This is a genomic window from Streptomyces sp. NBC_01433, from assembly GCF_026340105.1.
Lineage (GTDB): Bacteria > Actinomycetota > Actinomycetes > Streptomycetales > Streptomycetaceae > Streptomyces.
On the sequence record NZ_JAPEPM010000009.1, the window covers coordinates 21,474 to 43,119 of the forward strand.

At 71.7% G+C, this 21,646-nt stretch carries 30 protein-coding genes; all 30 read right to left on the minus strand.

Features of this window, described 5'->3' with window-relative positions; genetic code table 11:
- Nucleotides 1-3: 3 nt before the first annotated feature.
- The 30 genes from OG413_RS46160 to OG413_RS46305 all read right to left on the minus strand — a co-directional run bounded on the left by OG413_RS46160 (nucleotide 4) and on the right by OG413_RS46305 (nucleotide 21,446).
- Nucleotides 4-951 carry a hypothetical protein gene (locus OG413_RS46160; protein WP_266815938.1) on the minus strand — a complete coding sequence of 316 codons (948 nt, stop codon included), beginning with the start codon at nucleotides 949-951 and terminating at the stop codon, nucleotides 4-6.
- Nucleotides 952-1,136: 185 nt separating this feature from the next.
- The gene (locus OG413_RS46165; protein WP_266815939.1) at nucleotides 1,137-1,736 is read right to left on the minus strand and encodes a hypothetical protein; all 600 of its coding nucleotides are present in this window, start codon (nucleotides 1,734-1,736) and stop codon (nucleotides 1,137-1,139) included.
- 263 nt (nucleotides 1,737-1,999) lie between these two features.
- The gene (locus OG413_RS46170) at nucleotides 2,000-2,605 is read right to left on the minus strand and encodes a hypothetical protein (protein WP_266815940.1); all 606 of its coding nucleotides are present in this window, start codon (nucleotides 2,603-2,605) and stop codon (nucleotides 2,000-2,002) included.
- A 97-nt stretch (nucleotides 2,606-2,702) separates the two neighbouring features.
- A complete protein-coding gene (locus tag OG413_RS46175) occupies nucleotides 2,703-3,287 on the minus strand; it encodes a hypothetical protein (RefSeq protein WP_266815941.1) in 585 nt (194 codons plus the stop codon).
- A 551-nt stretch (nucleotides 3,288-3,838) separates the two neighbouring features.
- Nucleotides 3,839-5,305, minus strand: coding sequence for a DUF2637 domain-containing protein (locus OG413_RS46180; protein ID WP_266815942.1), 1,467 nt, complete (start codon nucleotides 5,303-5,305; stop codon nucleotides 3,839-3,841).
- A gap of 149 nt (nucleotides 5,306-5,454) precedes the next feature.
- Nucleotides 5,455-5,712: a hypothetical protein gene (locus tag OG413_RS46185; protein WP_266815943.1), complete on the minus strand. Its 258-nt coding sequence runs from the start codon at nucleotides 5,710-5,712 to the stop codon at nucleotides 5,455-5,457.
- A complete protein-coding gene (locus tag OG413_RS46190; RefSeq protein WP_189766195.1) occupies nucleotides 5,709-6,008 on the minus strand; it encodes a DUF6247 family protein in 300 nt (99 codons plus the stop codon). Before OG413_RS46190 ends, OG413_RS46185 begins: the two co-directional genes overlap by 4 nt.
- Nucleotides 6,008-6,397 carry a hypothetical protein gene (locus OG413_RS46195; protein ID WP_266815944.1) on the minus strand — a complete coding sequence of 130 codons (390 nt, stop codon included), beginning with the start codon at nucleotides 6,395-6,397 and terminating at the stop codon, nucleotides 6,008-6,010. The genes OG413_RS46190 and OG413_RS46195 overlap by 1 nt, the downstream gene beginning before the upstream one ends.
- Nucleotides 6,398-6,466: 69 nt before the next feature.
- Nucleotides 6,467-7,045 carry a hypothetical protein gene (locus tag OG413_RS46200; protein ID WP_266815945.1) on the minus strand — a complete coding sequence of 193 codons (579 nt, stop codon included), beginning with the start codon at nucleotides 7,043-7,045 and terminating at the stop codon, nucleotides 6,467-6,469.
- A 25-nt stretch (nucleotides 7,046-7,070) separates the two neighbouring features.
- Entirely contained in the window at nucleotides 7,071-7,640 is a 570-nt protein-coding gene (locus OG413_RS46205; RefSeq protein WP_266815946.1) for a hypothetical protein, read from the minus strand.
- A gap of 105 nt (nucleotides 7,641-7,745) precedes the next feature.
- Nucleotides 7,746-8,537, minus strand: a complete 792-nt coding sequence (locus OG413_RS46210) for an NUDIX domain-containing protein (protein ID WP_266815947.1) — start codon at nucleotides 8,535-8,537, stop codon at nucleotides 7,746-7,748.
- A 109-nt stretch (nucleotides 8,538-8,646) separates the two neighbouring features.
- Nucleotides 8,647-8,835: a hypothetical protein gene (locus tag OG413_RS46215; RefSeq protein WP_266815948.1), complete on the minus strand. Its 189-nt coding sequence runs from the start codon at nucleotides 8,833-8,835 to the stop codon at nucleotides 8,647-8,649.
- A gap of 22 nt (nucleotides 8,836-8,857) precedes the next feature.
- Nucleotides 8,858-9,283: a hypothetical protein gene (locus OG413_RS46220; protein ID WP_266815949.1), complete on the minus strand. Its 426-nt coding sequence runs from the start codon at nucleotides 9,281-9,283 to the stop codon at nucleotides 8,858-8,860.
- Nucleotides 9,280-10,158 (minus strand): AAA family ATPase, encoded by an 879-nt coding sequence (locus tag OG413_RS46225; protein WP_266815950.1) that lies wholly within the window; start codon nucleotides 10,156-10,158, stop codon nucleotides 9,280-9,282. The genes OG413_RS46220 and OG413_RS46225 overlap by 4 nt, the downstream gene beginning before the upstream one ends.
- Before the next feature lie 163 nt (nucleotides 10,159-10,321).
- The gene (locus tag OG413_RS46230; protein ID WP_266815951.1) at nucleotides 10,322-10,945 is read right to left on the minus strand and encodes a GGDEF domain-containing protein; all 624 of its coding nucleotides are present in this window, start codon (nucleotides 10,943-10,945) and stop codon (nucleotides 10,322-10,324) included.
- On the minus strand, nucleotides 10,942-11,244 hold the full coding sequence (locus OG413_RS46235) for a WhiB family transcriptional regulator (RefSeq protein ID WP_266815952.1): 303 nt from the start codon (nucleotides 11,242-11,244) through the stop codon (nucleotides 10,942-10,944). The genes OG413_RS46230 and OG413_RS46235 overlap by 4 nt, the downstream gene beginning before the upstream one ends.
- 91 nt (nucleotides 11,245-11,335) lie before the next feature.
- Nucleotides 11,336-11,560: a hypothetical protein gene (locus OG413_RS46240; RefSeq protein ID WP_266815953.1), complete on the minus strand. Its 225-nt coding sequence runs from the start codon at nucleotides 11,558-11,560 to the stop codon at nucleotides 11,336-11,338.
- 95 nt (nucleotides 11,561-11,655) lie between these two features.
- Nucleotides 11,656-11,826, minus strand: coding sequence for a hypothetical protein (locus tag OG413_RS46245; RefSeq protein WP_266815954.1), 171 nt, complete (start codon nucleotides 11,824-11,826; stop codon nucleotides 11,656-11,658).
- A 179-nt stretch (nucleotides 11,827-12,005) separates the two neighbouring features.
- Nucleotides 12,006-12,983 carry a hypothetical protein gene (locus OG413_RS46250; RefSeq protein WP_266815955.1) on the minus strand — a complete coding sequence of 326 codons (978 nt, stop codon included), beginning with the start codon at nucleotides 12,981-12,983 and terminating at the stop codon, nucleotides 12,006-12,008.
- A gap of 97 nt (nucleotides 12,984-13,080) precedes the next feature.
- A complete protein-coding gene (locus OG413_RS46255) occupies nucleotides 13,081-13,383 on the minus strand; it encodes a hypothetical protein (protein ID WP_266815956.1) in 303 nt (100 codons plus the stop codon).
- 29 nt (nucleotides 13,384-13,412) lie between these two features.
- The gene (locus OG413_RS46260) at nucleotides 13,413-14,060 is read right to left on the minus strand and encodes a hypothetical protein (protein ID WP_266815957.1); all 648 of its coding nucleotides are present in this window, start codon (nucleotides 14,058-14,060) and stop codon (nucleotides 13,413-13,415) included.
- 20 nt (nucleotides 14,061-14,080) lie between these two features.
- Nucleotides 14,081-14,362, minus strand: coding sequence for a hypothetical protein (locus OG413_RS46265; RefSeq protein WP_266815958.1), 282 nt, complete (start codon nucleotides 14,360-14,362; stop codon nucleotides 14,081-14,083).
- A 122-nt stretch (nucleotides 14,363-14,484) separates the two neighbouring features.
- Nucleotides 14,485-15,072 carry a hypothetical protein gene (locus OG413_RS46270; protein ID WP_266815959.1) on the minus strand — a complete coding sequence of 196 codons (588 nt, stop codon included), beginning with the start codon at nucleotides 15,070-15,072 and terminating at the stop codon, nucleotides 14,485-14,487.
- A gap of 124 nt (nucleotides 15,073-15,196) precedes the next feature.
- Nucleotides 15,197-15,583 (minus strand): hypothetical protein, encoded by a 387-nt coding sequence (locus OG413_RS46275; protein ID WP_266815960.1) that lies wholly within the window; start codon nucleotides 15,581-15,583, stop codon nucleotides 15,197-15,199.
- Nucleotides 15,584-15,703: 120 nt separating this feature from the next.
- The gene (locus OG413_RS46280) at nucleotides 15,704-16,528 is read right to left on the minus strand and encodes a hypothetical protein (RefSeq protein WP_266815961.1); all 825 of its coding nucleotides are present in this window, start codon (nucleotides 16,526-16,528) and stop codon (nucleotides 15,704-15,706) included.
- Nucleotides 16,529-16,733: 205 nt separating this feature from the next.
- Nucleotides 16,734-19,100 carry a hypothetical protein gene (locus OG413_RS46285; protein WP_266815962.1) on the minus strand — a complete coding sequence of 789 codons (2,367 nt, stop codon included), beginning with the start codon at nucleotides 19,098-19,100 and terminating at the stop codon, nucleotides 16,734-16,736.
- Between the two features lie 168 nt (nucleotides 19,101-19,268).
- On the minus strand, nucleotides 19,269-20,714 hold the full coding sequence (locus OG413_RS46290; RefSeq protein ID WP_266815963.1) for a Yip1 family protein: 1,446 nt from the start codon (nucleotides 20,712-20,714) through the stop codon (nucleotides 19,269-19,271).
- On the minus strand, nucleotides 20,714-20,902 hold the full coding sequence (locus tag OG413_RS46295) for a hypothetical protein (protein ID WP_266815964.1): 189 nt from the start codon (nucleotides 20,900-20,902) through the stop codon (nucleotides 20,714-20,716). The genes OG413_RS46290 and OG413_RS46295 overlap by 1 nt, the downstream gene beginning before the upstream one ends.
- Nucleotides 20,899-21,162, minus strand: coding sequence for a hypothetical protein (locus OG413_RS46300; protein WP_266815965.1), 264 nt, complete (start codon nucleotides 21,160-21,162; stop codon nucleotides 20,899-20,901). The genes OG413_RS46295 and OG413_RS46300 overlap by 4 nt, the downstream gene beginning before the upstream one ends.
- Nucleotides 21,159-21,446, minus strand: coding sequence for a hypothetical protein (locus OG413_RS46305; RefSeq protein WP_266815966.1), 288 nt, complete (start codon nucleotides 21,444-21,446; stop codon nucleotides 21,159-21,161). Before OG413_RS46305 ends, OG413_RS46300 begins: the two co-directional genes overlap by 4 nt.
- Nucleotides 21,447-21,646: the final 200 nt, after the last annotated feature.

The following is a 21,646-nucleotide window of genomic DNA, read 5'->3' on the forward strand; positions in this document are numbered from 1 at the left end:
CAGTCAGTTAACGGTGACGGTGGAGCCATACAGCGCGGCGCAACGATCAGCGGCACCACGGTCGTTGAAGTAGGCCGGGGCGTAGCCCATCATCACAGTGAAGGGGTAGCGGGGCCGATGCGGCTTGCACAAGCCGTCGCAGTAGGTCGTCTCGCCGATGCCGACGCCACGCAGCAGGTCGTCATCCTCGCCGCTGTGGCCCTCGCATACCGGGTCACCGTCCTCGCCACCCTCGACGGGCTCCCCGGAGCCCGCCGTGGGCAGAGGATCGGTCACCCATTCGGCGATGGCCTCGACACATTCGGCGAGCCGATCGGCCGGAGGTGTCATCAGCTCGCGCTCGGCGCCGAGTCCGTCACCGGCGAGCAGGTGCCAGCGGTCGCCGTCGCGCGGCGCCCGGGTGACGGTGATCTCCTCCTCGTCGGCGTCGGTGTCGTTGTAGAGGTAGAGCACGACGTAGGGCTCGGTGAGCATGCGCGGGAAGCCCCGGCGGGTCTGGTCGCGCCCGATGACCAACCACGTGTTCCCGGCGTCGTCGTCCTGGTGGGCGGCGATGCCCCATGCGGCAAGGGCGCGGGTGGCGATGACCTCGGCGGTCTCCTCCCCATCCGTCCCACCGGTGGCGTCCGGCGCGACGACGTCGCCCTCCTGGTCGTCGTGTTCGCCGCCGTGCTGCTCGATCAGCTCCCGGACGGCCTCCACGGGCACGTCCAGGTACAGCGGGCCGCCGTCAAGGCCGCCGCCGGTCAGCCACCCCTCCCATGAGTCCTCGTCCCCCCACGCCTCCGTGTCGGGGGCCGTCAGGCCCGGGAACAGGAAGACCTCCTCCGCCATGTCGGCGCCGGGGCGGGTCTTGAGGGTGAGCGCATGGCCGTCGGCCAACCGGATGCGGTCGAAGATGTGGTTCGTCCCGCTGGCCGTGAGGCTGTCGAGTCGCGTCGTGCTGGTCATGGGTAGCGAGTCCTTCGGTTCGTTGAGGTGGTTCGGTGTGGCCCAAGAGCCGGTGTCGGTCGGGATTCCCGCCCCGTCCCAACACTGCTAATTCAATCAAGTAATGGGGGTTGGGTCAAGTCCGAGCCACACCGACGGTCGGCCCATCCCGCAGGCAGCGCCGACCGGGCGCCCCGCCGCGCACGTCAGCCCTGCCTGCGGGCCTCGGTGACGGCGCGCTTCCAGGTGCTCAGACCTCCGCCATACTGCTCGGCGAGGGCGGCCGCGATCTCCCCCGCCTTCCGCCCGGGCGCGGCGGCCAGGGCCTCGACCGCCAGGGCGACCCGGGGGTCCGGACCCTTCGCCGGCGTCCGGCCGGCCGCTCCGGCCCGGGGCCCGGAGTCGGCGTACTCCCACAACTGACGCCGGGTGCGGAACTCGCGCACCCGGCCGCCCTCCAGCTGCTCCTCGCGTGCGGGGCCGGGCCACCCGGGCGGCGGGTTGTTGCGGTAGTGGCTGATCGCGCTGAGGTCGATCCCGAGCACCTTGGCCTGACCCGCCGGGGGCAGCTCTTCGTCGGGGCTGCCGCTGTAGTCGACGCCGTTGCGCTTCCGCCGGTACTCGGTGAACCAGCGCTCCCACACCTCCACGTCCCAGTACAGGGCGCGGTCGATCCGGCGGGCGGGCGGGTGGCCGTTGCTCTCGCGCTCCGCCCACAGTGCGCGGAGGGTGGCGTCGCCCTTGTACCCGGCACGGGCGGACAGTTCGGTCCGGGTGGCGTACTGCCGTCCGTCGATGGTCTTCATCGGTGCTGCTCCTCGGTGGTGTGCGGGACGCGTCTACCATGTTGACGCGCTCGGTTGTGGTGGCCTCGTCGTTGAGGGCCCTTCGGCGGCCGGGCCGTTGCGGCCGACGGGATTCCCACGCTATTTGCGCCCCGTCGGCCGCCTTGCGTCTCCGGCCGGCGCCCCGCCGGCTCGTCAGTCGTGAGGCGACGCCCTCACGGCCGGTGGCCAGCCGGGCCCGGGGTGATCCGGGTCCGGCTGGCCGTGCGGGCGGCGGGGCGAATCTACTGGCCGTAGGCGGCGATCAGTTCGCGGACCTTGGCGTCACCGACACATCCGGCGGGCGCCCCGAACTCCTTGGATGCCGGGTGCCGGTGGGTGCTGGGCAGCTCACCGTTGCGGCCGCGCTGGTGCGACCAGTAGCGCGGGCCCTGCCAGCCGCACAGCTCGCACTCCTGCCACCAAGGGTTGTCGCTGCCGGGGAAGCCGGTGTACGGCTTCCAGCGGTGCAGCGCCAGGGCGGCCGCGACTGCCTCTGCGGTCTCGATGTTGCGGGGGCTCTGCGGCATCCGCGGGTGCAGCAGCGGCACCGGGCCGTCCAGTACGGGCACGGCGGCCGTGACGTCGGCCAGGGTCATGGCCGTGATGTGACCGGCCGCGTACTCGGCGGCGACCTGTCCGGCCGCCGCCAGTGCGGCCGCCCGGGGAACGCCGCGGCGTCCCTTCTCGGGGCGACCGAGGTTGTTCTCGCCGTCGCTGGTGAGGGTGAGCCAGTCGCGGTGCCAGCGGAAGACGGCTCCGATTACGGTATCGGTGCCGATCAGGACGGGGTAGCGCTGCTCCCAGTCGGGTTCACCGAGTCGGTACGCCAGGGTCGTGGTGGTGGTCATGTCGTGCCCTTCGTTGAGGTTGATCGGGGTTCGGCGGCCGGGCCGGTGGCGCGGGCGGGATTCCCGCCCCGCCCGCGCTACCGGCGGCGACCGGGGGTCAGTGGCAGGTCGGGGTGTCGCGGACCATGCAGCCGTGCTGCCTGTGGTTCATGAACTCCAGGTGCTCCTCGCACATGCGGGGCGTCCACGGGCGCAGCGGGGAGACGGGGAGGTAGGTGCAGCGCTCGGGGTGCGCCTGGGCGGCCCGGGCGGCGTCGTAGCCGTCGTACAGCTCGCCGTCGCTGCCGCCGTCCGCGATGCGGATCGCGATCCATCCGCGGTCGCCGTGCTCCAGATGACCGTCGATCACCTCGCCCATGCGGGCGACGGCACCGGCCACGGCGAACTCGCGGCGGGCGAGGAATGCGGCGTGCGCGTAGCTGACGGCGGTGTAGGTCAGCAGGCTCAGGTATCCCCCGGCGTCCCGGCAGTCCCCTTCCAGCTCGTCCCACCGGAGCTGGCTCACCACCGGGTGGTCGACCTGGCGCTCGACGTAGACCACGCGGCGCTGGGGAAGCCGGTCTTCGCGGCTGTGCTCGGCCCAGCTGGTGTACGCGTCGCGGTCGTCGACGATGACGAGGTATCGGGCGGGGCGCTTGTCGAGATCCACGCGACAGGCGGGGGTGTGGCCGGTGATGGTCATGTACGTGCCTTTTCGTTGAGGTTGATCGACGCGGACCCGGGGGTCCTGGTGTCGGCCGGGGATTCCCGCCCCCTTTCGACACTGCTAATTCAATCAAGTTTTAGGCGTAAGGTCAAGCTGAAACAGCAGCTCAGACCGCCTTTTTCGGCATCCCGCCCGGCGTCCGCACGCCGCACGACGGGCCGGTCGGGGGATTCCCTCCGCGGCGGGGCAGGCCCTGCCGACCGCGGGCCGCGTCGGGGGGCAAGCCCGGAATCAGCCGCGAAGCGGCCCGGGCTTGCGGCCCGGCGCGGGCCGTGGTCCCCTCCGGGTGCCCCGCCGCGGAGGGAATCCCCCGGCCACCACCCACCCGCCACCACCCACCGGCCGCAAGATCAAAAACGGCGCCCCCACCCCTCTGTGGAGGGTCGGGGGGTGTGGGGGGCGGAGCCCCCTGCGTCACCACCGACGGCGGACACCCGGCCGGAATGCCGCACCCCCACCCTGTTGTGCCGAAACAACGGGATGGGGGCGCGGGAGGATGCGTTGTTGGGTCGACACAACGGCGGCGGTCAGTCGCCGTGGTCCTCGCGCCACTCCCTCATGGCCTTGGACAGCGTGGCCGGGGCGACACCGACCAGGGAGGCGAACCTCGCCTGGGAGGGTGCCGGTTCCTCGGCCTTCTTGGCCCGGAGGAAGTCCTCCGCAAGGCGCCGACGCCCGGCGCGGTCCTCGCTGTACGGGCCGCCGGGCTGTTCACGGGTCTCCCCCGCCAAGACGTCGGCGGCGCCTTCGCGGTATCCGTTCGCACCGTTCACGGTCGGCCCGGGTCCGTACGCGGAGGTGTTCGCGGCAAGGTGTCCGGCGTTCGCGCCCACCAGTTCGCGGTCGGCTCCGGCCGGGGGCCCATCCGGGTGGTACGGGGCGGGGACGGCGCTGCTCACGACCGCCCTCGACGGCGCGGCCGCAGGGACCACCGAGCGTTCGCGGTGCGAATCGCACAGGTCAGAGCCCATCCGAGAGGCCGACTCGACGGGCGCGACCGGCAGGCGTTCGCTCGCCGGTTCCCACACCGTTCGCGCTGTCTCCATGTCGACGAGGGGACCGTTCACGGCGTCCGGGTTCATCGACATGTCGTTCGCGGGTCCCGCCTCCTCGTCGTACGCACCAGCGTTCGCACCGTTCGCGGGACGGCCGCCGGGGACGAGAGGTTCGCGGTCGGCCTTCGCACCGTTCACGGTGAGCGCGGGGGCGGCGTTCGCGGTCGGCAGGTCGACGTTCGCGATCAGGTGCGCGGGGATCGACAGGCCCCGGCTCGCGTCGCGCATGGCCCGCAGTTCGAACGGCCGGGCCTTCTTCCTCCACTTCCTGCCGTGCCTCTCGCGCAGCTCGTCGCGCAGGGTCAGCCGGTCCCGCTCCAGGTCCAGCGCGGCAGAGCGGGTGTAGACCTCCCACAACCGCATGCGCCGCCACACCCCGAAGGTGGAGAAGGGGGCGAGGAGCCAGCGCGCGATACCGAGCGGCTCGTACTCGTGGCCGTGGGCGATGCGGGCCCGGCGTGCGATGGCCCGGCGCAGGGCCTCGGTGATGACCACGACCAGCCCGGGCATCGTGGCGTGCGCGGCGGCTTCGACGTAGTCCATCCATCCGGCGCTGCCGTCCGCCGGCCAGCCGCTGGACGCGTTGAAGACCACCGTGGCCACGGTCAGCACCCACGCGAACCACCGCAGGATCGGGGCCGGGGTGCGGATCGCGCACAGGAACAGGTCGGCGGCGATCAGGCCGATGATCCCGACGTCGATGCCGACCGGGAAGACGTAGGAGAACCAGCCCCAGCCCCAGTCGAGCGAGAGATCGCGGATCGAGCGGTAGGAGCCGGTGAAGCCGATGACCGCGAGGGCGGTGGCGTTGACGGCGACGACGGCGGCGGAGGCGAGCAGGCCTCCGCGGATGGGGACCAGGGCGTCACCGTCGGCTGCGGTGCGGCTGGCGGGTATCGCCGGTCGTCGCTCAGTACCGGGCACCGCGTGCGTGGTCACGGCGGGCACTCTCCTCGTTCTCGCGGTCGGGGGCGATCAGCACGGTACGCCGAAGTGGGTGACCGGTGATGCCGCTGATGCCACCGGGCACGAGGAAACCCCCGCCGGCGGACCGGCGGGGGCGCCTCACAAGGGTGGGTGACGGGCGGTCACCCGGCCCAGACGGTGTCCAGCACGTACAGGTACCGGCGCGGCTCATTCACGAAGTAGACGACGGTGAGCGGGCCGACGTCGGCCCGGCGCAGGTGCGGTCCTTCGGAGTCGGTTGGGTCCCACTGCGGCCAGCCCCACGGCTGGCGGGAGGCGATGTCGAGCACGTCGCGCACCATCTCCTGCACCTCCGGCTGGAGCTGGGCGAGCACGGCGGACGCGTTCGGGGAGAGCCGGGCGGGCCAGGCCGGGGTCACCCGCGGGACCCGATGACGTCCTCCAGGGGGACGCCGTCGGAGGTGTCCATGCCCCCCGCGAGGAACGCGGCGACCGCCGGGGCAGTGTCCAGACGGCCGCTCCACTCCCGGATCGTCTCGTGCAGCGGGGTCAGGTCGAACGTCTGCCGGGCCGTCTCCAGGGCGTGGCCCCAGTCCCGCTCGAAGGCGGGCAGCCAGTGCGCGGCGCGCGCGTGCCGGCTGATGCGTTCGCGCAGCTGGGCGGCGGCCGCCGGGGAGGGGGGCGGTGCGGGCTGATGGACGGGCTGAGCGGTCATCACGCGGGTCCTTCCGGTGTCTGGGTTCGAGTGTGGCGGGCGACGGTGAGGGAGTCGAGAACGGCGGCGCAGGCGTTGGCGAACAGAGTGGTGAACGGCTCCCCCTCGCCTTCGGCCTGCTGGCACTCCCACAGGGCCGCCGCCGCGAGGTCGGCCAGCTCGTCGGCGGCCGCCGCCTCCAGGTGCAGAGTCCCGCCGGGACCGGTGCCGCAACGGGGCGAGGTCTTCGTCAGCCAGGCGGGCAGCGGCCCGGCGTGGCAGACGGCGAGGGCGGCGTGCAGAACGCCGGGCGCCGCCACGGCGACGAGGGGGTGCACGAGGCGCGGCGCGGAGCGTCGTTCCTCGAGCACCCCCGCCCCCGGGCGGCGGCTGGTGGTGCGGTCGCTCATGTGCTTTCCTCCCTGGCGGGCGCCGGGGCCGACATCCACGGCCCCGGCGCCCGCCTCGGTCGGGTCGGCCTACGACGCCCCGAGCAGGTCGGCAACCTGCGGGCCGACGTAGCTGTTGATGAGCCGGGCGGCGGTCTCCACGGCGAGCTGGGCGTCGTCCACCAGCTGCTCGGGGCGGTCGGAGGGGACGAACAGGTCCCAGTCCTTGGCGGGCACGAGCATCGTGGCGGACGCCAGGACGGCCGTGCGCTTGATGTACGCGGGCGCCCACAGCTGGGGGTACGTCTCGCCGCGGCCGTACGGGGTCTCCCAGTCGCCCACCTCGTAGCCGGGGCGGTGCTCGCGGGCGAGTGCCCGGTGGGGCAGCGGCACGGTGACCTTCACGATCGGGTCGCCGTTCTCGTCGCGGTCGAAGGTGACCGACAGGTCGGGGCGGATGTCGATGTAGCCGGGCGACATCACCGGCGGCGTGGCGATACGCCACGCCCACGCGGTGAACTCGGCGCGGTCGGTGCGGTCCTCCTCGTCCAGCTCCGCCGTACGGGCGCTGACGTACGAGCCGAACCGGCTGCCGCTGCGGGTGTCGGCGTTGCGGCGGTCGTAGTCGCGGTCGACGCGGACGAGGGTGGTCGGGGTCCAGTCGGACATTGCAGTGCTCCTTGAGTGATCGGGTTCAGCCGCGGAAGGGGTTGCCGAGTTCACCGCGGGCGACGGCCCGTACGACGGCGGCGACCTCGGCGGCGCCAGCGGTGGTGGCGGGGGCGGCGATGGAGACGACCGACGCGCCGTCGGCGTTCATGCTGATGTCCCAGCCGCCGTTGCTGTAGAGGCCGACGATGAGGTTGGCGTCCCCGTGGAGGCCGCCTCGGGGCGTCTGGGGCAGCCGCCTGACGATCGTCATGTTCTTGCGCGGCCCGGGCTCGACGCTCATGCCGATCTCGGCGGAGGTCAGGGCCGCGACCAGGTCCTTGCACAGGGCGGTGATCTCTTCGCTGGTCCGTTCGGGGACCGGCCCGCTGGTGTGGGTGTGGGCGGTCACGCTGAGCACACCGTCGGGCAGGTTGACCGCCCACCCCCACTCGCCGCGCGGAATTCCGCGCCGTTCGCCGGTGGCCCACATGTCGTCCAGCAGCGAGGCGGCCTCCTTCACGACGCTCGGCGCGTACAGGATGCGGTTGCTGGCGGCGGCCTTCTCCACCGCGGCGTACGCCTCGGTGCTCGGCTCGGTGTTGTCGGTGCTCATGGACTTCCCTTCGTGGTGGAGCCCGGGGCCGTCGGCCCCGGGCTCAATGCTGTCGTGCCGTACGGACGATGCGGCGCGGTATCGGGCATCTCCGTTCGTGCGGGGCTACTTGGCGAGGTGGGCGAGCGCGCGCTGCAACAGGGGACGGTGCGCGGCGTACAGGGTGCGTCCGGCCGCGCTGACCGCGGCTACCAGGTGGTCGAGCGAGCCGAAGGGATACCACGTGGCATCCAGGGCGTCGTCGGCCGCGACGGCGGTCACCGTGGCGTCGAGCTGGTACAGCGCGGAGGTGGAGGACACCCAGGCGTGATCCGTGGTTCGCCAGTCGTCCACGAGGTCCTGACCGAGGATCACCGGGGTGTGCTCGCTGAGGTCGACGCCGGTCTCCTCGCGAAGCTCCCGGACGAGCGCGGCCGGGGCGGTCTCGCCGAGATGGACGTCGACCATGCCGCCGGGGATCGCCTCCTGCTCGATGTCGTCGCGGGTGATCAGCAGGAGGCGGCGCTCATCGCCGCTGCCCGCGACCACGATCGGGTCCGCGGCGGCGCTCTCGCCCCACCTCCCGAGATTCCGGCCGGTGCGGCCGGTGCGGCCCTGCGGGTGCAGGGGCCAGCCCCGCCCGTCGAGCTGGAACGGCACGAGGGCGACGGCCTGGCGCTGCTCCCAGTCGCGCACCAGGTCCGGAGTGGCGTCCCTGTCAGCCGCCCAGCCGGGCACGTGCCGGGCCAGGGTCTCGGCCCGCAGCTCGGGCGGCGTGATGTCTACCGGTGCGTACGCCGGCCAGCTCACCGACCAGCAGCGCCGGTCTTCGGGCACGGTCACGCCGGGGTGGCCGACCGGGGCGTAGCCGTCCGGATCGAGGGCCACGGCATCAGTCGTGTAGCGGGTCTCATTCATGGTTTCTCCTGGTCGGGCTCATGTGTGCGGCGCCGTACGGGACTTCCGCCCCGTATGACACCGCTAATTCAATCAACTTATATCGAGCGGGGCAAGTCGCCGTCGGCACTCAGACCTTCTGCAACTCGTGGCCGTGGCAGAGGACCGGGCCGATCAGCAGACCAATCCGGTTGACGGTCCACCGGCCGCCGGTGAGCGCCCCGGGGACCACCTCGTCGACGATCCGCCCGGTCTTGCCGACGGCCCGGGGGTCGTCCGCGCAGGCGACGATCCGCACCTTGTCTCCAGCCTCGAACATGTCAGTACCTTTCGTGAGCGGGTCAGGCGCCGGGCTGACCGGCGGCGATCCAGGCGGCGTACTCCTGGCGGACGTACGGGCGCTGGCTGGGGTCGAACTCGATCGAGCGGGGCCCGTGCGGCCCGGCGGTCAGCGCCGGGTGCTGGTGGTCGACCTGGGCGAGGTCGAACGCGGCCCGAACGGCGGCGCCACGGGCCCCGGCGCCGGGGTCGTCGACGGCCATGCGGTCCATGAGGGCGGCCCGGCGTAAAAGGAAGACGCGTTCGGCGGCCACGGCGCCGGGCGCGGGCGTCCCGGTGACCATCCCGTCACGGCGGCCGTCGCGGACGGCGCCCAGCTCCATGACGTCGTGCATCTCGCGGCGCAGGTCCGGGGCGTCGGCGTAGGCCTCGGCCGGGGTCGGGGCGTCGAACCCGTCGCCGGTGTCGGGGTTGAGCTCGGTGCTCACACCGCCTCCCGCGTGGTGGCGCCGGCGGTGCAGCGGTCGCACCGTACGACGTCCTCGGGGAAGTCGTCGTCGTAGACGGCGAGTAGGTCCATCGGGCTGCGCACCGGCACCCAGGCCGGGCCGGAGCAGCTGCCCAGGCAGGGCACCTGCGCCTCGAATCCCCAGTCCATCGGGTCGGGGAACCCGGTGCGGTAGGCAAGGGTGATCTCGTCGCCGCCGACCGCGAGGGCGCCGACCGGGTCGTGGTTGGGGCGCAGTTGCGTCCAGTGGAAGGTCTCCGCGAGATCCTCGCCGAAGAACCGGTGGGCCAGCATCCGGCGGGCGTGTTCGGTGTGGTCGCCGTCGACCTGGTGCTCGGCGTGAATGCGGTCGGCGGCACCCTGGAGCAGTAACCGCATCCGCATCAGCCTGGTGTCGGTGACGACGTGGTCGAACCCCTCGGCGTGCAGGCCGGGGCGGGCGAGGCTGATCTGCTGGTGCTGGCGGCGTACTTCCTCGTCGGGGACGCGCCGGTTGGCCGGGCGGCGGGAGTTGCGTTCCAGGCACTGCCCCAACGGTGCGGTCATCACCACGGCGGCCGCGGGCAGCTGGTGGGCGCGGGCGGCCTCGATCGCCCGCTTCCTGACCTCGACCCCGGTGTGGGTCGCGTCCACGACACACGTCAGCCCTCGGGCGAGACGGTGCTCCAGGACGGCGGTCAACAGGAACACCGCGTCGGCGGTGGCCTCCTGGTCGCCCGCATCCCCGGAGACGACCCACCTGTAGGAATCGAGCCCCAGCCGGTAGTCGGCGGGCCAGGTGCGGGCGAGGGTGGACTTGCCGGAGCCGCTCGCGCCGATCATCACGATCACGGAGGGTTCGGGGATCTGGTTCATGTCGGTGTCTCTCCTCGGTCTCGGGTTCGGAGGGCCCCGGGGGCGGCCGGTGGGTTCCTGGCCGGGATGGCGGCCGCGCCCCGGGGGTCGTGCGGTATGTGCGGGGCTGGTCAGCTGATGGCGTTGGCCTCTTCCTCCAGCAGGTGCCGGAGGAAGGTGATCGTCACGCCGCGAGGCGCAGGCGCTGCGGGAGGCCGCGCAGGACGGCGAACGCCGGGGCCAGCAGCAGACGACGGCCGCGGCGGGTACGGCCCTTGGCCCGGTACATGGCCTGGTCGGCGGCCTTGAGCGCGGCCGTCAGGGTCGGCTCGGGAAGCGTGGCGAGCCGGGCGGCGCCGATGGAGGCGCCGACCCTCAGCGTCACGCCCTGATGCTCGACGGGCTGGCGCAGCAGTTCGGCGAGGTCGGCGAGCCGGTCGTCCAGGCGGCCGTCGTCCTCGACGACGGCCACGAACTCGTCTCCCCCGAGCCGCCCGGCCGTGCCATGGGCGCCGCACCAGACGGTCAGCCGCTCGCCCGCGGCCGCCAGGACGGCGTCGCCGGCCGCATGGCCGTGCACATCGTTGACGGCCTTAAAGCCGTCCAGGTCTGCAAGGAGAACCGCGGCGCGGGGGCGGCGGATGGTCCGCTCGGCCCGGCGGGTCCAGCCGTCACGGGTCCACAGCCCGGTCAGCGGGTCGTGGCGGGAACGGTCCAACCGCCGGTGGAGTCGGTGGACATGCAGCGCCCACCCGGCCGCCAGAGCGAGGACCAAGAGGCCCTGAACGATGTACGCCGGGTTCGTCATGCCACTCGCCTCATCGCGTTGCGGCGCACAGCGTTGCGCTCGGTGCGGCTCATGCCGCCCCAGATGCCCTCACCGGCCAGGTGCGGGTTGGCCAGGGCCCACGTCCGGCAGTCGGCCAGGACGAAGCACGTGCGGCAGAACGCCTTGGGGGGACCGGCGTTCACACCCTGCTCGGGGAACCAGAAATCCGGGTCCTGGCGGCACGGCTCACCTCCGGTCATCTCCGGGAAGGGCACCGACGGGTCGGCCAGCGGAATCGTGATGACCGGGGTCGGCGTTCCGTCTGTCTTCTGGGTCATGATGGGCAGTGCCCTCTCCTCTGTAGGGGTTCGGGTGGCCCGGGGCGGGCGCGCATTGCTTGGTCGTGGTGACGCCCGCCCCGGGGCGGATCTACATCAGGCAGTCGTGCCAGATGACCTTTATGGCGTCGACGTCGGCCACGGCGCCGCTGCGGTGCCGGACCGCCGTCTCGGCGTCGACGTCCTCCCGGACCTTCTCGACCACGTCACCGCGGCCGCCGGGGAAGTATTCCGCCGGATACGTGAACACCTGGACCCCGGTTCGGGGCTGCTCGCCCGGGGTGCGGGTCGGGATCTCAACCGCCCAGTGCGCCATAGGGTCCACCTCCTTCTTGACTCTCTGTGGAGACCAGGGCTGTCCCGGTTCCCCTTGCCGTCCGGCCCCGCGGGGCCGGACGACGCGGGCAACCGTCAGCCGTGCTTCCTGCACTTGCCGTTGGCGCAGCGCGTGCAGCCGGTGTTGATCTGGTTGCGGACGGGCGCGATCACCGCGTTGGCGACTGCGTCACCGGCCTTCCCGCCGACTCGGTGGAGAGCGGCGGCGGTGTTGTCGAGCTTCTCGGCGGCCTTACGTCCGAACATCGGGATGGGTCCTTTCAGGGTGGAAGTGGAAGCGCTGTCGCGATTCCCCTCACCGCCCGTAGTGACGGGCGGATCGGGCAACCGGCAGATCAGGTGGTCGGCACGCGGCCGGTGACGGGGGCCAGGACCTCCCTCACCCGGCCCCGGCGGCGGCGCTGGGAGGATGACGCAGGCAGTCGTCAGACCGCCGTCTCCGCGTCGGCGGTACCGCGCGGAAGGACAAGGCCGTCGTCTGTCCAGACGATGTCGTCACTGGTCAGGCACTCGGCCAGGCTCCGCGCAAGAACCAGCGCGGTCGGCAGCGTCTCCCGACGCGATCCGGCGCCCAGTGACCCGACCTCGTGCACGTTCCAGATCCTCGGCTCCCCCTCCTCGGTGACCGTGTAGGAGCGCATTACCCGATAGCCGCCGCCCGTGGCATCGCTCACCCAGTGGTGGACCGCGACCTTCACAGGGACCGCGGGGTTGGTGAAGGTGCGGGTGAAAGGGGACCCGTGGATAGCGTCGCCGCTCCCGCTCATGTCGGCGTCGCGGGTGATCTCACCGCTGTCGGCCCATCGCGCGGCGAGAAGGGCGTTCAGGCAGTTCCACAGCGCTTCGCCGCCGGCGGCGCCGTATTCGGGGGCGACGAGGGTGACGCGTACGGAGCGGAAGACGTCGCCCATGGCGCCGGAGCCGATGCCCGGCCAGATGTGCCGCAGGTTCGCGTCGTCGATGTAGCCGCCGAAGGTGGTGTGGGGCTCCCCGCCGCGCAGGGTGACGACGATGCCCCTCTCGCCGGTGTCCAGCGTGTCCGCGACCTCGTAGTCCAGGCCCGCCGTCTCGGCGGCGTCGACCAGGGCGCGCAGCAGGTCGTAGTCGCGTACGAAGCCCTCGACGGCGGCCCTCTGCTCCCAGATCAGGCCGTCGGACCCGGTCACCGGGTCCTCGCCGGGCTGCGAGTCGATGGTGACGTACCCGGCCCGGTTGGCGGCCGCGAGCGTCGGGATCAGCTCGCTGGTCTCCTCGTCGGGCCCCCAGTTGGGCTGGTAGCCGGGCCAGCTGGCGATGTGGCCCTCCAGCCAGAGGGCCATGAGCCCTCCGAGCTGACCGACGCTCTGCGTCGCCTTCCAGCGGTTCCGGTCCAGGCGGTTCATCCAGGGCAGTCGGATCTTCACGGAGTTCTCCTGACGATGGAACGAACGGGTGGGGTGTGCGGTGGTGCTGGCCAGATCTCCAGGGCCCACGTACGGGACGCGGACCGAGGGCTACCGGTCAGCCGGTGGGCGCGGCCTCGACGTCGGTGTCCTTGGCGAGTGAGACCGCCTCCGCCTCGGCGTCCGGCTCGGGAAGCTCGTCGACGTCGGCCGGGCGGGGAAGACGCTCGCCGCGCTCGACCAGGGCGGCGTCCAGGTAGCGGGCGGCCTCCTCCTCGGTGATCTCCATCTGGTACCGGCCGAAGGCCAGGGCCACGAGGTCGGCGGGGATGGCGGTCAGCGCGAACGGGTCGACCAGGGTCTTCGCCGCGCTCATGAGGCGCTGGTGCCGCACGCGCTGCTGGTGCTTCTTTCCGAACATGGGCGGGGTCTCCTTCACGAAGTGACAGGTCAGGCGGTACGGCGCTCGATGTCGGTGTCCTTGACGACGTGCAGCGGCGGGAGCTGGCCGGTGGCGCGGAGCATGGCGAGCGGGTCGAGCGGGCCGTCGGCGAGGGCGGCGCGGTGTGCGCGGGCCTCCTCAATGGCGGAGGCGGCCGCGGTCTGTTCGCGGGCCACCTCGATCCGGGCGTTGGCGTCGATCTCCGCGATGGTGATGTCCGCGGTGCGGTCCACCCTGAGTACGGCCATCGCGTTGGCGTGCTGGGTGGCCACGCGGCGGTCGTCGCGGCGGGAGCGGGCGATCAGGACGCTGGACGCGATGACGGCGACGATCCAGATGATCAGTGCCGGGGCGATCGGGTCGGCGTAGACACCGACCGACAGGGCACCGAATGTCAGCGCCATGGAGGCGAACACCGCGCTGACCGTCTCCTCGTCGTTCCTGATAGCGAAATAGCCGGAGGCAGCCCCGAAGGCGAGCATCAGCCCGGCGGCACCGACGCTGTGCTCGGCGCCCTGGGCGTTCCAGACCCGGGCCAGGGCCAGCAGCGTGCCGGCGGCCACGGTGGTACCCGCGTAGGCACGGTGCTCGCTCACGAACTCTGCGGGACTCTTCGGCACGGGCATCTGGCCGGGGGCCGGGGGCTGAGTAAACATCGGGGCTCCTCGCGGGCGGTTCAGTCGGTGGAGTCGGGGCTGGGGGCCGCGGCCCGGGCCGCGACCTGGGCCCGGTGCTCGATCAGCTGACGGCGGACGTACTCGCGCTTGTAGCCAATGGCGTCGCAGGCCTCGGCCTGCTTGACCTCGCCGCTGCCGATCGCGGCGGCGATGGCCGCCCAGAAGTCGAACTCGGCGTCGGCCTTGCGCTGGTCGCGGGTGACCTTCGCGGCCGCCAGGCGCTGCTGGACCTGCTCTACGCGCTGGGCCTCGGCGGTCTTCTCGGCGTCGGGCTTGGGCATGTCGTGGGCTCCTTCGGGATGGGGGAGGATGAGTTCTCCCCCTGCTCCGGTCTGGAGCGGGTTCGGGGCCCGGGGCGGCCGACTGATTCCTTGGCCGGGATGGCGGCCGCCCCGGGGCGAAGTCACTTGTCGCGGTGTCCAAGGGACTCGGCGGCCGCGCGGATCAGGGCGGCGGTGTCGTCGAGCGCGGACACCTCCTCCACCTCGCCGTCCTGGGCATAGGCGCTGCGCAGCTGCACGGTCAGCTCGTGCAGAGCGGGCAGGGCCTCGCTGGCCTGGAGCGCGAGCCGGATTGCTTCGTAGTCCGCACCGTTGGTGATGTCCTCGGCGTTGGCCCGGAACGCCGCGGTGACGTCCCACAGGTCGTCACCGTTGGCCCGGAACGCCGCGGTGGCGTCCCGCAGGTCGTCGCCGTCGCAGCTGTCGGGGTCGATGCGGTCGGCGACGGCGTACGCGAAGCCCTCGACGATCCGGGCGGCGCCGTACACGGCCAGGATCAGCAGGGCGGCCACGCCGTCGGTGACGTTCGGGACCGGGGCGAACTCGACGATGCCGATTTCGTTGACGAACCGGGCGGCGACGGCGACGCCCATCGCGCCGATGGCGACGGTCTGAACGTGGTCGCCCACCAGGCGCAGGGCGCGGGTGATGTGGCTCAGGGCCTGCGGGGCGCGGCTGTCGGTGGAGTTGAGGTGCTGAATCTCGGTCATGAGCGGGGATTCCTTCCGGTTGGTGCGAGGTCCCTGGTCGGACCCACACCCATAGGATGCCTACTTTTTGTAGGCATGTCTAGCCTGTGCCCACTTTTAGTAGGCGTATTTTTGTTTCCGCTGGTCAGGCGGCGTGGGCAACCGGGATGACGGGGGCAGGGAGCGTGGCGTAGGCGGCGGCCGCGAGGCGGGAGACGAGTTCGTGCGCGAACTCGCCAGCCTCGGTCAGGACTTCGGCAAGGTCGGCATCACCGAGCGCCGCGGCGGTGGTCGTCAGCGCGTCCAGGTGGACGGCCATGTCGTAGGCGTCGCCGCGCAGGCCGATCAGACCGGGCTGGTAGGCGGCCGTGCCGCTGAGGTTGGCGGCGTCGGCCAGGTGCTCCGGCATGCGCTCCTTGGTCAGCTGCTCAATCTGCTGGTCGAGCGCCTCGGCAAGCTGCTCGGCGCTCTCGTGCGTCCAGGTCTTCCCCATGAGGCGGGCGGCCAGGGCGGTGAGCAGGGTGGCGTTCACGCGTGACTCCTTCGTCGGGTCGGGTCCGGTCTGGTGACCGGGCGTTCCCGCCGGGTCACGAACTCTGTGAGTCCCGGAATACGGGAGTTACAGAGTTCGGGACCAGCGGGGACGCCGGGGCTACTTGCTGGTGCTGGTGGTGGGGCGACGCTCGTCCTTGCCCTGGCGGGCACGGTCCGCGCGGCGCCCGGCGGCCGCCAGGGCGGCGGCGACCGGTCCGTCGCACTCGGTGCAGGGGACGGAGATCCCGGGGGCGGTGATGCGACCGCTGTCCTCGCAGACCAGGCACTTCGGGCCCTTCTCGGGGGCCTGGACGCCGTACGCCCTGCGGTAGGCCGCCGCCGACGGCGTCTTCAGGGGCTTCGGCTCCGCCGGGCGCCGGCGGGATGTCTCGACCGGTTCGACGCCTCCGGCCTGGATGGTCCAGGCCGTCCGCAGCAGGGCGGCCACCGGGCGCATCGCCTCGTTCCGCACCCGCTTGCCGACCTGCTTCTTGACCTTGCGGACCTCCCGGCGGACCTTGGCCTTCGCCTTCCGCCGGCCGAACCTGGCGACCTCGATCGCGGCGCCGCGGAGCTCCTTGACGAGGTCGGGCGGGGGCGGCGGCTCCTCACCGAACCCGGCCTCGATCAGCCACAGCCAGTCAATGTCCTGGCGACCCTCCCGGAAGCGGCAGTACGCCATCCACTGCGAGACGTCGACGCGGGGCTCGACCCAGGTGTGCCCGACCATGCAGGCGGCCTCCAGAACGACGTCCGTGCCGACCTTGTAGGCCAGCCGGAGACCGGTGTCCGCCTCGCACATCGGGCAGGCGATCACGGTCGGAATCCACACCCGGCGCCACGTGTGCTCGGGGTCCTCGACGACGTAGCGGAAGCGGCGCTCGAAGAACAGGTAGAAGTCGCCTCCGTCGGGGTTGAAGGCCTGCCACGGGCTGATCGGCATCGGATCTCCTCTTCGGAACATTCGTGATCTTTAGGGCGTAACAGCGGCGGAACTGGGGGAAACGTGCAGGTCAGAGGCTTGGAACAGGTCCGGAACAGGGCTCCGGGAGGGGGAACATGTTCCGGCCCGGGGCGGGGGTTCCGGCCCTGTTCCGGGCCGGTTCCCCCGCGCTGACCTGCATGTTTCCGGGTGTTCCGGAAGCGGATCAGCTCTCGTCGCCCTCGCCGACGAGCCGCTTGAGGTCGCGCAGGCGGTAGCCCTTGACCGTGCTCTTGGCGCCCTTGGGCCGATACGACTCCTTGGCCCACTTCGCGCCCCGTGGGGCGAGGACCTTGTCGAGCACCAGGGCCAGGACGGCGCCCTTGGTCATCCGCGCGTCGCCGGTGGCGAACTTCTCCAGGTCCCACGTGTCCGGCTGGACGTCGTGCAGGGCGTCGAACAGCTCGTCCTCCGTCAGGCCGCTCGGGTCACCGAGGGACCGGTAGATCGAGCGGATCGCCTGGAGGAGGACCGGCAGCGTCTCCTCCTGGTCCTCGTCCTCGTCGTCCTCCCACGGGTCGCCGCCGCCGGGGTTCGGCAGCGTGACGCCGGGGGCGAAGGCCTTCGACGCCTTGTCCAGCTCGCACATCCCGGCCGCGGCCCGCTCGGTGGCCCGGCGGTCGGCCTCGTCCTCGCTGGTGATGCAGGCCCGGTACGGGATCGGCTCGCAGTAGTCGCCGCCCGCCATCACGTACGCCACGGAGGCGTCGTAGATCGCGTCGCCCATGGCGGGCAGCAGCCGGTCCGGCCTCCAGCCCTGGGCCATCGCGCCGCCGCCGGCGATCTGCACGATGTCGTCCTTGTCGCAGGGGCACATCACCTGGACCGGGAGTTCGGCCAGCCACGTGTTCGCGCCCACCCGGTCCTTGGTGACGCCCTGCGAAGCAATCTCCAGAGTCACGTCCGACTTCGCGGAGGTGAGGTTGATCTGCTTGACCAGCTCGTCCAGCCGGAGCGGCTTATCCTCACCCTCCTCGGGGTCGGCAAAGGTCTCGCTCTTGGCCGCCACTACCAGAGCCGGGAATTCGTCGATGATGACCGTAATTCCGGGATTCGCGGGGCTGGCCTCCCAATTCATCCCCATTCCGAGCCGGTTGAACAGCTTCGGCCGTCCCATTCCGACTGCCAGAGCCCATTCAAGAACGATCCGGGCTTCCCTCGGCGTCCGGGCCAGCGCGGACATGCACTTGCGGTACGGGCCGAATCCCGATCCGTACGAACCGAGGTCGATGCCGACGATGATCCGGTCACTGGTCGCGGTGAGCGCGTCCAGGCGGGCCCGCAGCATCGTCGACTTGCCGGAGCGAGGCTTGCCGATGTACGCGGCGCTGGTCCGCTTGCCCGGAAGGGCCAGGGAACGGCCGGACATGTCGGCACCGAACTGCACCTTGTGCAATTCATGCGTGGTGACCGACTTCGGCGCCCGGTACGGCAATTCCGGAACGGCCTTCCACGGGTCATCCCCCGGAATACGCAGCACGCATTCATTACGGGCCTTGGCGGACTGCTGCAAGAGAGCCGAATTCGTACGGACGCCCGGCAGGCACGCCTCCAGCAGAGCAAGGTTGTCGGACAGCTTCTCCGGGGTCTGGTTCTTCAACACGACCTGGATCTCGAAACCCCAGTTGCGCGGGAAGATCTGCAAGGAGTGGACGGCGATGCCGATCTCCTTGGTCAGCGCCTCGTGCAGCATCGCCTCGAAGGCCCGCGGCGTCATGCCCATCTCGAAGCGGTCCGGCAGTCCGGCCTCGGCGCGCTCCAGCTCCTCCAGCTCCTCCGGCGACATGTCGGGGCGGCGGCCGACCCGGGCCAGCACCGCGAGATTGACCAGCACCCCCGTGCCCAGACCGACCATGCCGTCCATGAACACGAATCCGGCGACGTCGATCCCTGCCATCGGCAGGTACGCGGCGGCCGCGCGCTGGAAGAACTTGCCGCGGGCCGAAGAGACGGCCGCGGTGGCCTGGACGAGGGCCATCGACGACTCCTGCTGCGCGACGTCGGCCGCCTTCTTCTTCGCGTCCCGCTGGAGCAGTGCGAACTGGGCCCGGCGGGCCGCGCGCGTCGCCTCCAGCGCGAGCATCTCGGCACGCTGCTTGGCGGCATCGGCGTTCTGCCCCTCGACCCCGCGGACCCAGCGCTGCACGCGCACTCCGCCGCGGAACGTGGTGGGGACGATGCCGCGCGGCGTCCGCTGCCGCGCCACCCAACGGCGGACCCGGCGCCGGGCCTGGCGCTGGACGTACGCGCGGCGGGCCGTGCGGCCCTCCGTGGTCCGCAGCGCCGGGTGAATCCACGGCGCGTCCCCCTCCGCGTCCTCGGCCAGCTCCCACTCGTCGGCCGTGATCACCGTTCCCTCGACCGGCGCGGGCGCGGGCTTGGTCATGTCGACGCGGGCCGCCGGCGCGGCGGGCTCGGGGGCCGTGGTGGTGTCGGAGGCCTCGGGCTCGGCGTCGATGAAGGGCAGTCGGATCACCTTCGCCATCGGCTCGTCGCGGCCGGTCTTCGCGGTCCGCTCGTCGGTCTCGGTCATGCTGGTCTCGCCTCCTCATCTGGGGGTGGCGAGACGGGGACGGCCATCGTCTTGGTCGGTGAGGGACCGGCCCCGTCTCGCGCTGTTCGGTTGTTCAGAACCCGGTACTCCGAGAGTCCGTGAGTACGGGAGTCACAGACTTACAGACTCCGGTATTTGGCGCGCGCGTCAGCTGGTCGCGGCCAGGTGCAGGACCGGGTCACCGTTGTGCTCGCGCTCGGATTCCTTGATCCGCGCGCGGCACCAGGTCTCCCCGCGCAGCACCCGCAGCCGCTGCTCCGGCACCTCCTTCTCGAAGTACCGCTGCACGTCCTTCCAGCCCGTCTCCTGGCCCGCGCGCAGTCGCGCGAGGACCCACTCGCGGGCCGCCTTCTTCTCGGCCTCGGCCTGCTCCGGGGTGGCCGCGCGGGCGGTCTCCGCGGCGAGCGTGCGGGCCGCGCGGCCCTGCTTCGAGCCGTCCTCGTCAGCACTCTTCTGACGGCCCCGCGCGGAGGGGGGGTTGTTGGGCTTGACCTGCTCGTTCGCGGCGCGCGTGCGGGCCGCGCGCGGGCCTTCCGTGGCCTCTCCAGCGGGGACCTCGGCGCCCTTTTTGATCTTCGCGGCGGAAGCCTTCGTGTGGTCCGCGCGCAGAGCGTTCGCGGGGTCCGTGAGGATCTTCCCGATGGCCGTGGGGTCGATCATCCACCCCTCGCCGGCGGGCACCTCGCGCACCGGCTCGGCGGGCGCGTCGAACATCGCGAGCGACGCCGTGGGCCTCAGCCCGTCGTGGTTCTCGACGAGTCCGGCGACCTTGCCCGCGCGCTTGCCGAAGCGCTTGAGGATGCCCTTGGTCACGCCCGGCTCGGCGCCGTGCACCTGGCGCCAGGCCCGGTCCCACGCCTCCGCTTCCGACAGGGGCGGCATCGTCGCCGTGCGCAGCCACGCGGCCCGGCGTACGACGCGCGGGTGCTTGATCCTGCGCAGTAGCGCGATCCGGATCTCCTCCGCGCTGCGGCCGCCGACGCGGTGCATCTGGGAGTGGAGGTAGATCTCGAATACCCCGACGCCGAACAGGGAGCTGGCCGCGAAAACGACCGCGAGTTCGGGCTTGTCCAAGTGGTGCCAGGCGTTGAGCCCGGCCGCAATGAGGGCGAACACCCACGTCATCACGAAGTACAGCTTCGCGGGCTTGTCGTTCTCGACCGCCCACTTGCGCAGCCACGCCATCGCCCAGGTCGCGCCCTCGATGAACACCGGCACCAGCAGCGCCAGCAGCGCGTACACCCCGAGTTCCTCCACGGCGGAGAACTGGCCGGGGAAGGCGAAGGCGACGGAGGTGACCACCACGGTCATCACCCACGGCATCGGCTGGCCGACCGCGGCTGCCAGTCGCGCGTTGCGGGCCGTGCGGGCCGCAGCCCGCTTCTCGCGCCGCTTGGCCTTCTCCTCCATCTTCTTCGTCTTCGCCGCCTGCTTGCGCAGGTGGTTGCGCTCGTTGGCCTTCTCGCGGGCCTCGGAGATCTCGATGTCCGCCAGGGCGTTGGTCCGGCGCCCGTCCGCCTCGGCCTGGGTAGCCGCCGCGCGCGCCGTGACCTTGTCCATCTGACGGCGGCCCTCGTAGGTCGTCGTCTCCATCAGCGGGTCCTTTCCTGGCCCTGGCCCTGGCGGGCCCGGGTGACGCGGGTGATCGGGTCGGAGACGTTCAGGGAGATGAGCACCTGCCACGAGTCGAAGTCGGCGCCGGTCCAGTCCGTCATGTCTGCGGACTGCGGGGCGGCCTCGGCCGGGCGGTCGTCCGCCGGAGTGGTCACGGTCTGCATCACGCGGCCTCCTTCTCGCGGTAGCCGCCCGCCACCGTGCGGAAGGCGGGGGAGGCGAGAGCGCCCGGCGGGGTGAGGACGGCGTCCAGGACGATGACCACGAGCGCGATCAGCACGAGGCCGATGCGGGCCATGACGTCCAGCTCGATCCCGAACAGCCAGGCGCCACCGGCCAGCGCGGCGAACAGCCGCACCCGGCCCAGCATCACGGGCAGCAGGGAGAACAGGACGGTCAGGCGGGGATTGGAGGTCGTGAAGTTCATGCGGCCCGACCACCCTTCACGGTGCTCAGGGCGGCGGTGCCGCGGCGCGGCAGCGGCACCACATTCGCCAGCGGGCGGATGCCCAGCACACGGCGCAGATGCTTGATGTTCTCGCGGTCGATCTCGCTGTCCGGGTCGCTGGTGTCCACCAGGAACTCCAGGAAGTCGGACCGCAGCTCGGGGGACGCGGAGCGGAGGGCGGCAAAGTCGATACCGAAACCCATCGCGGCCTCGATGTATTCGCCCTCGCTGCCGACGATGCGGCCTGCGACGATGGTCCTCATAGGGTCGTGCCTCTCTACTTGTCCGGCCCTTGCGCGGGCTCTCCGGCTTGGCTTCCAGGCGGCCGGAGGGCCCGTTTTTGACATGGCAGTGCCCTCAAACGAGGGCGTCGGGACTTTCGCCGGTTAAGTTGAAACCTAGGTCTCTTCCGGCTGATCCGATGACACACCACCCTGCGATAGTTGTCAAGAACCTAGATCTA

Coding starts and splice junctions, on each gene's coding strand:
- OG413_RS46160 (WP_266815938.1), bottom strand. CDS start 951: ATGACCAGCACGACGCGACTCGACAGCCTCACGGCCAGCGGGACGAAC.
- OG413_RS46165 (WP_266815939.1), bottom strand. CDS start 1,736: ATGAAGACCATCGACGGACGGCAGTACGCCACCCGGACCGAACTGTCC.
- OG413_RS46170 (WP_266815940.1), bottom strand. CDS start 2,605: ATGACCACCACCACGACCCTGGCGTACCGACTCGGTGAACCCGACTGG.
- OG413_RS46175 (WP_266815941.1), bottom strand. CDS start 3,287: ATGACCATCACCGGCCACACCCCCGCCTGTCGCGTGGATCTCGACAAG.
- OG413_RS46190 (WP_189766195.1), bottom strand. CDS start 6,008: ATGACCGCTCAGCCCGTCCATCAGCCCGCACCGCCCCCCTCCCCGGCG.
- OG413_RS46195 (WP_266815944.1), bottom strand. CDS start 6,397: ATGAGCGACCGCACCACCAGCCGCCGCCCGGGGGCGGGGGTGCTCGAG.
- OG413_RS46200 (WP_266815945.1), bottom strand. CDS start 7,045: ATGTCCGACTGGACCCCGACCACCCTCGTCCGCGTCGACCGCGACTAC.
- OG413_RS46205 (WP_266815946.1), bottom strand. CDS start 7,640: ATGAGCACCGACAACACCGAGCCGAGCACCGAGGCGTACGCCGCGGTG.
- OG413_RS46210 (WP_266815947.1), bottom strand. CDS start 8,537: ATGAATGAGACCCGCTACACGACTGATGCCGTGGCCCTCGATCCGGAC.
- OG413_RS46215 (WP_266815948.1), bottom strand. CDS start 8,835: ATGTTCGAGGCTGGAGACAAGGTGCGGATCGTCGCCTGCGCGGACGAC.
- OG413_RS46225 (WP_266815950.1), bottom strand. CDS start 10,158: ATGAACCAGATCCCCGAACCCTCCGTGATCGTGATGATCGGCGCGAGC.
- OG413_RS46230 (WP_266815951.1), bottom strand. CDS start 10,945: ATGACGAACCCGGCGTACATCGTTCAGGGCCTCTTGGTCCTCGCTCTG.
- OG413_RS46235 (WP_266815952.1), bottom strand. CDS start 11,244: ATGACCCAGAAGACAGACGGAACGCCGACCCCGGTCATCACGATTCCG.
- OG413_RS46240 (WP_266815953.1), bottom strand. CDS start 11,560: ATGGCGCACTGGGCGGTTGAGATCCCGACCCGCACCCCGGGCGAGCAG.
- OG413_RS46245 (WP_266815954.1), bottom strand. CDS start 11,826: ATGTTCGGACGTAAGGCCGCCGAGAAGCTCGACAACACCGCCGCCGCT.
- OG413_RS46255 (WP_266815956.1), bottom strand. CDS start 13,383: ATGTTCGGAAAGAAGCACCAGCAGCGCGTGCGGCACCAGCGCCTCATG.
- OG413_RS46260 (WP_266815957.1), bottom strand. CDS start 14,060: ATGTTTACTCAGCCCCCGGCCCCCGGCCAGATGCCCGTGCCGAAGAGT.
- OG413_RS46265 (WP_266815958.1), bottom strand. CDS start 14,362: ATGCCCAAGCCCGACGCCGAGAAGACCGCCGAGGCCCAGCGCGTAGAG.
- OG413_RS46270 (WP_266815959.1), bottom strand. CDS start 15,072: ATGACCGAGATTCAGCACCTCAACTCCACCGACAGCCGCGCCCCGCAG.
- OG413_RS46280 (WP_266815961.1), bottom strand. CDS start 16,528: ATGCCGATCAGCCCGTGGCAGGCCTTCAACCCCGACGGAGGCGACTTC.
- OG413_RS46285 (WP_266815962.1), bottom strand. CDS start 19,100: ATGACCGAGACCGACGAGCGGACCGCGAAGACCGGCCGCGACGAGCCG.
- OG413_RS46290 (WP_266815963.1), bottom strand. CDS start 20,714: ATGGAGACGACGACCTACGAGGGCCGCCGTCAGATGGACAAGGTCACG.
- OG413_RS46300 (WP_266815965.1), bottom strand. CDS start 21,162: ATGAACTTCACGACCTCCAATCCCCGCCTGACCGTCCTGTTCTCCCTG.
- OG413_RS46305 (WP_266815966.1), bottom strand. CDS start 21,446: ATGAGGACCATCGTCGCAGGCCGCATCGTCGGCAGCGAGGGCGAATAC.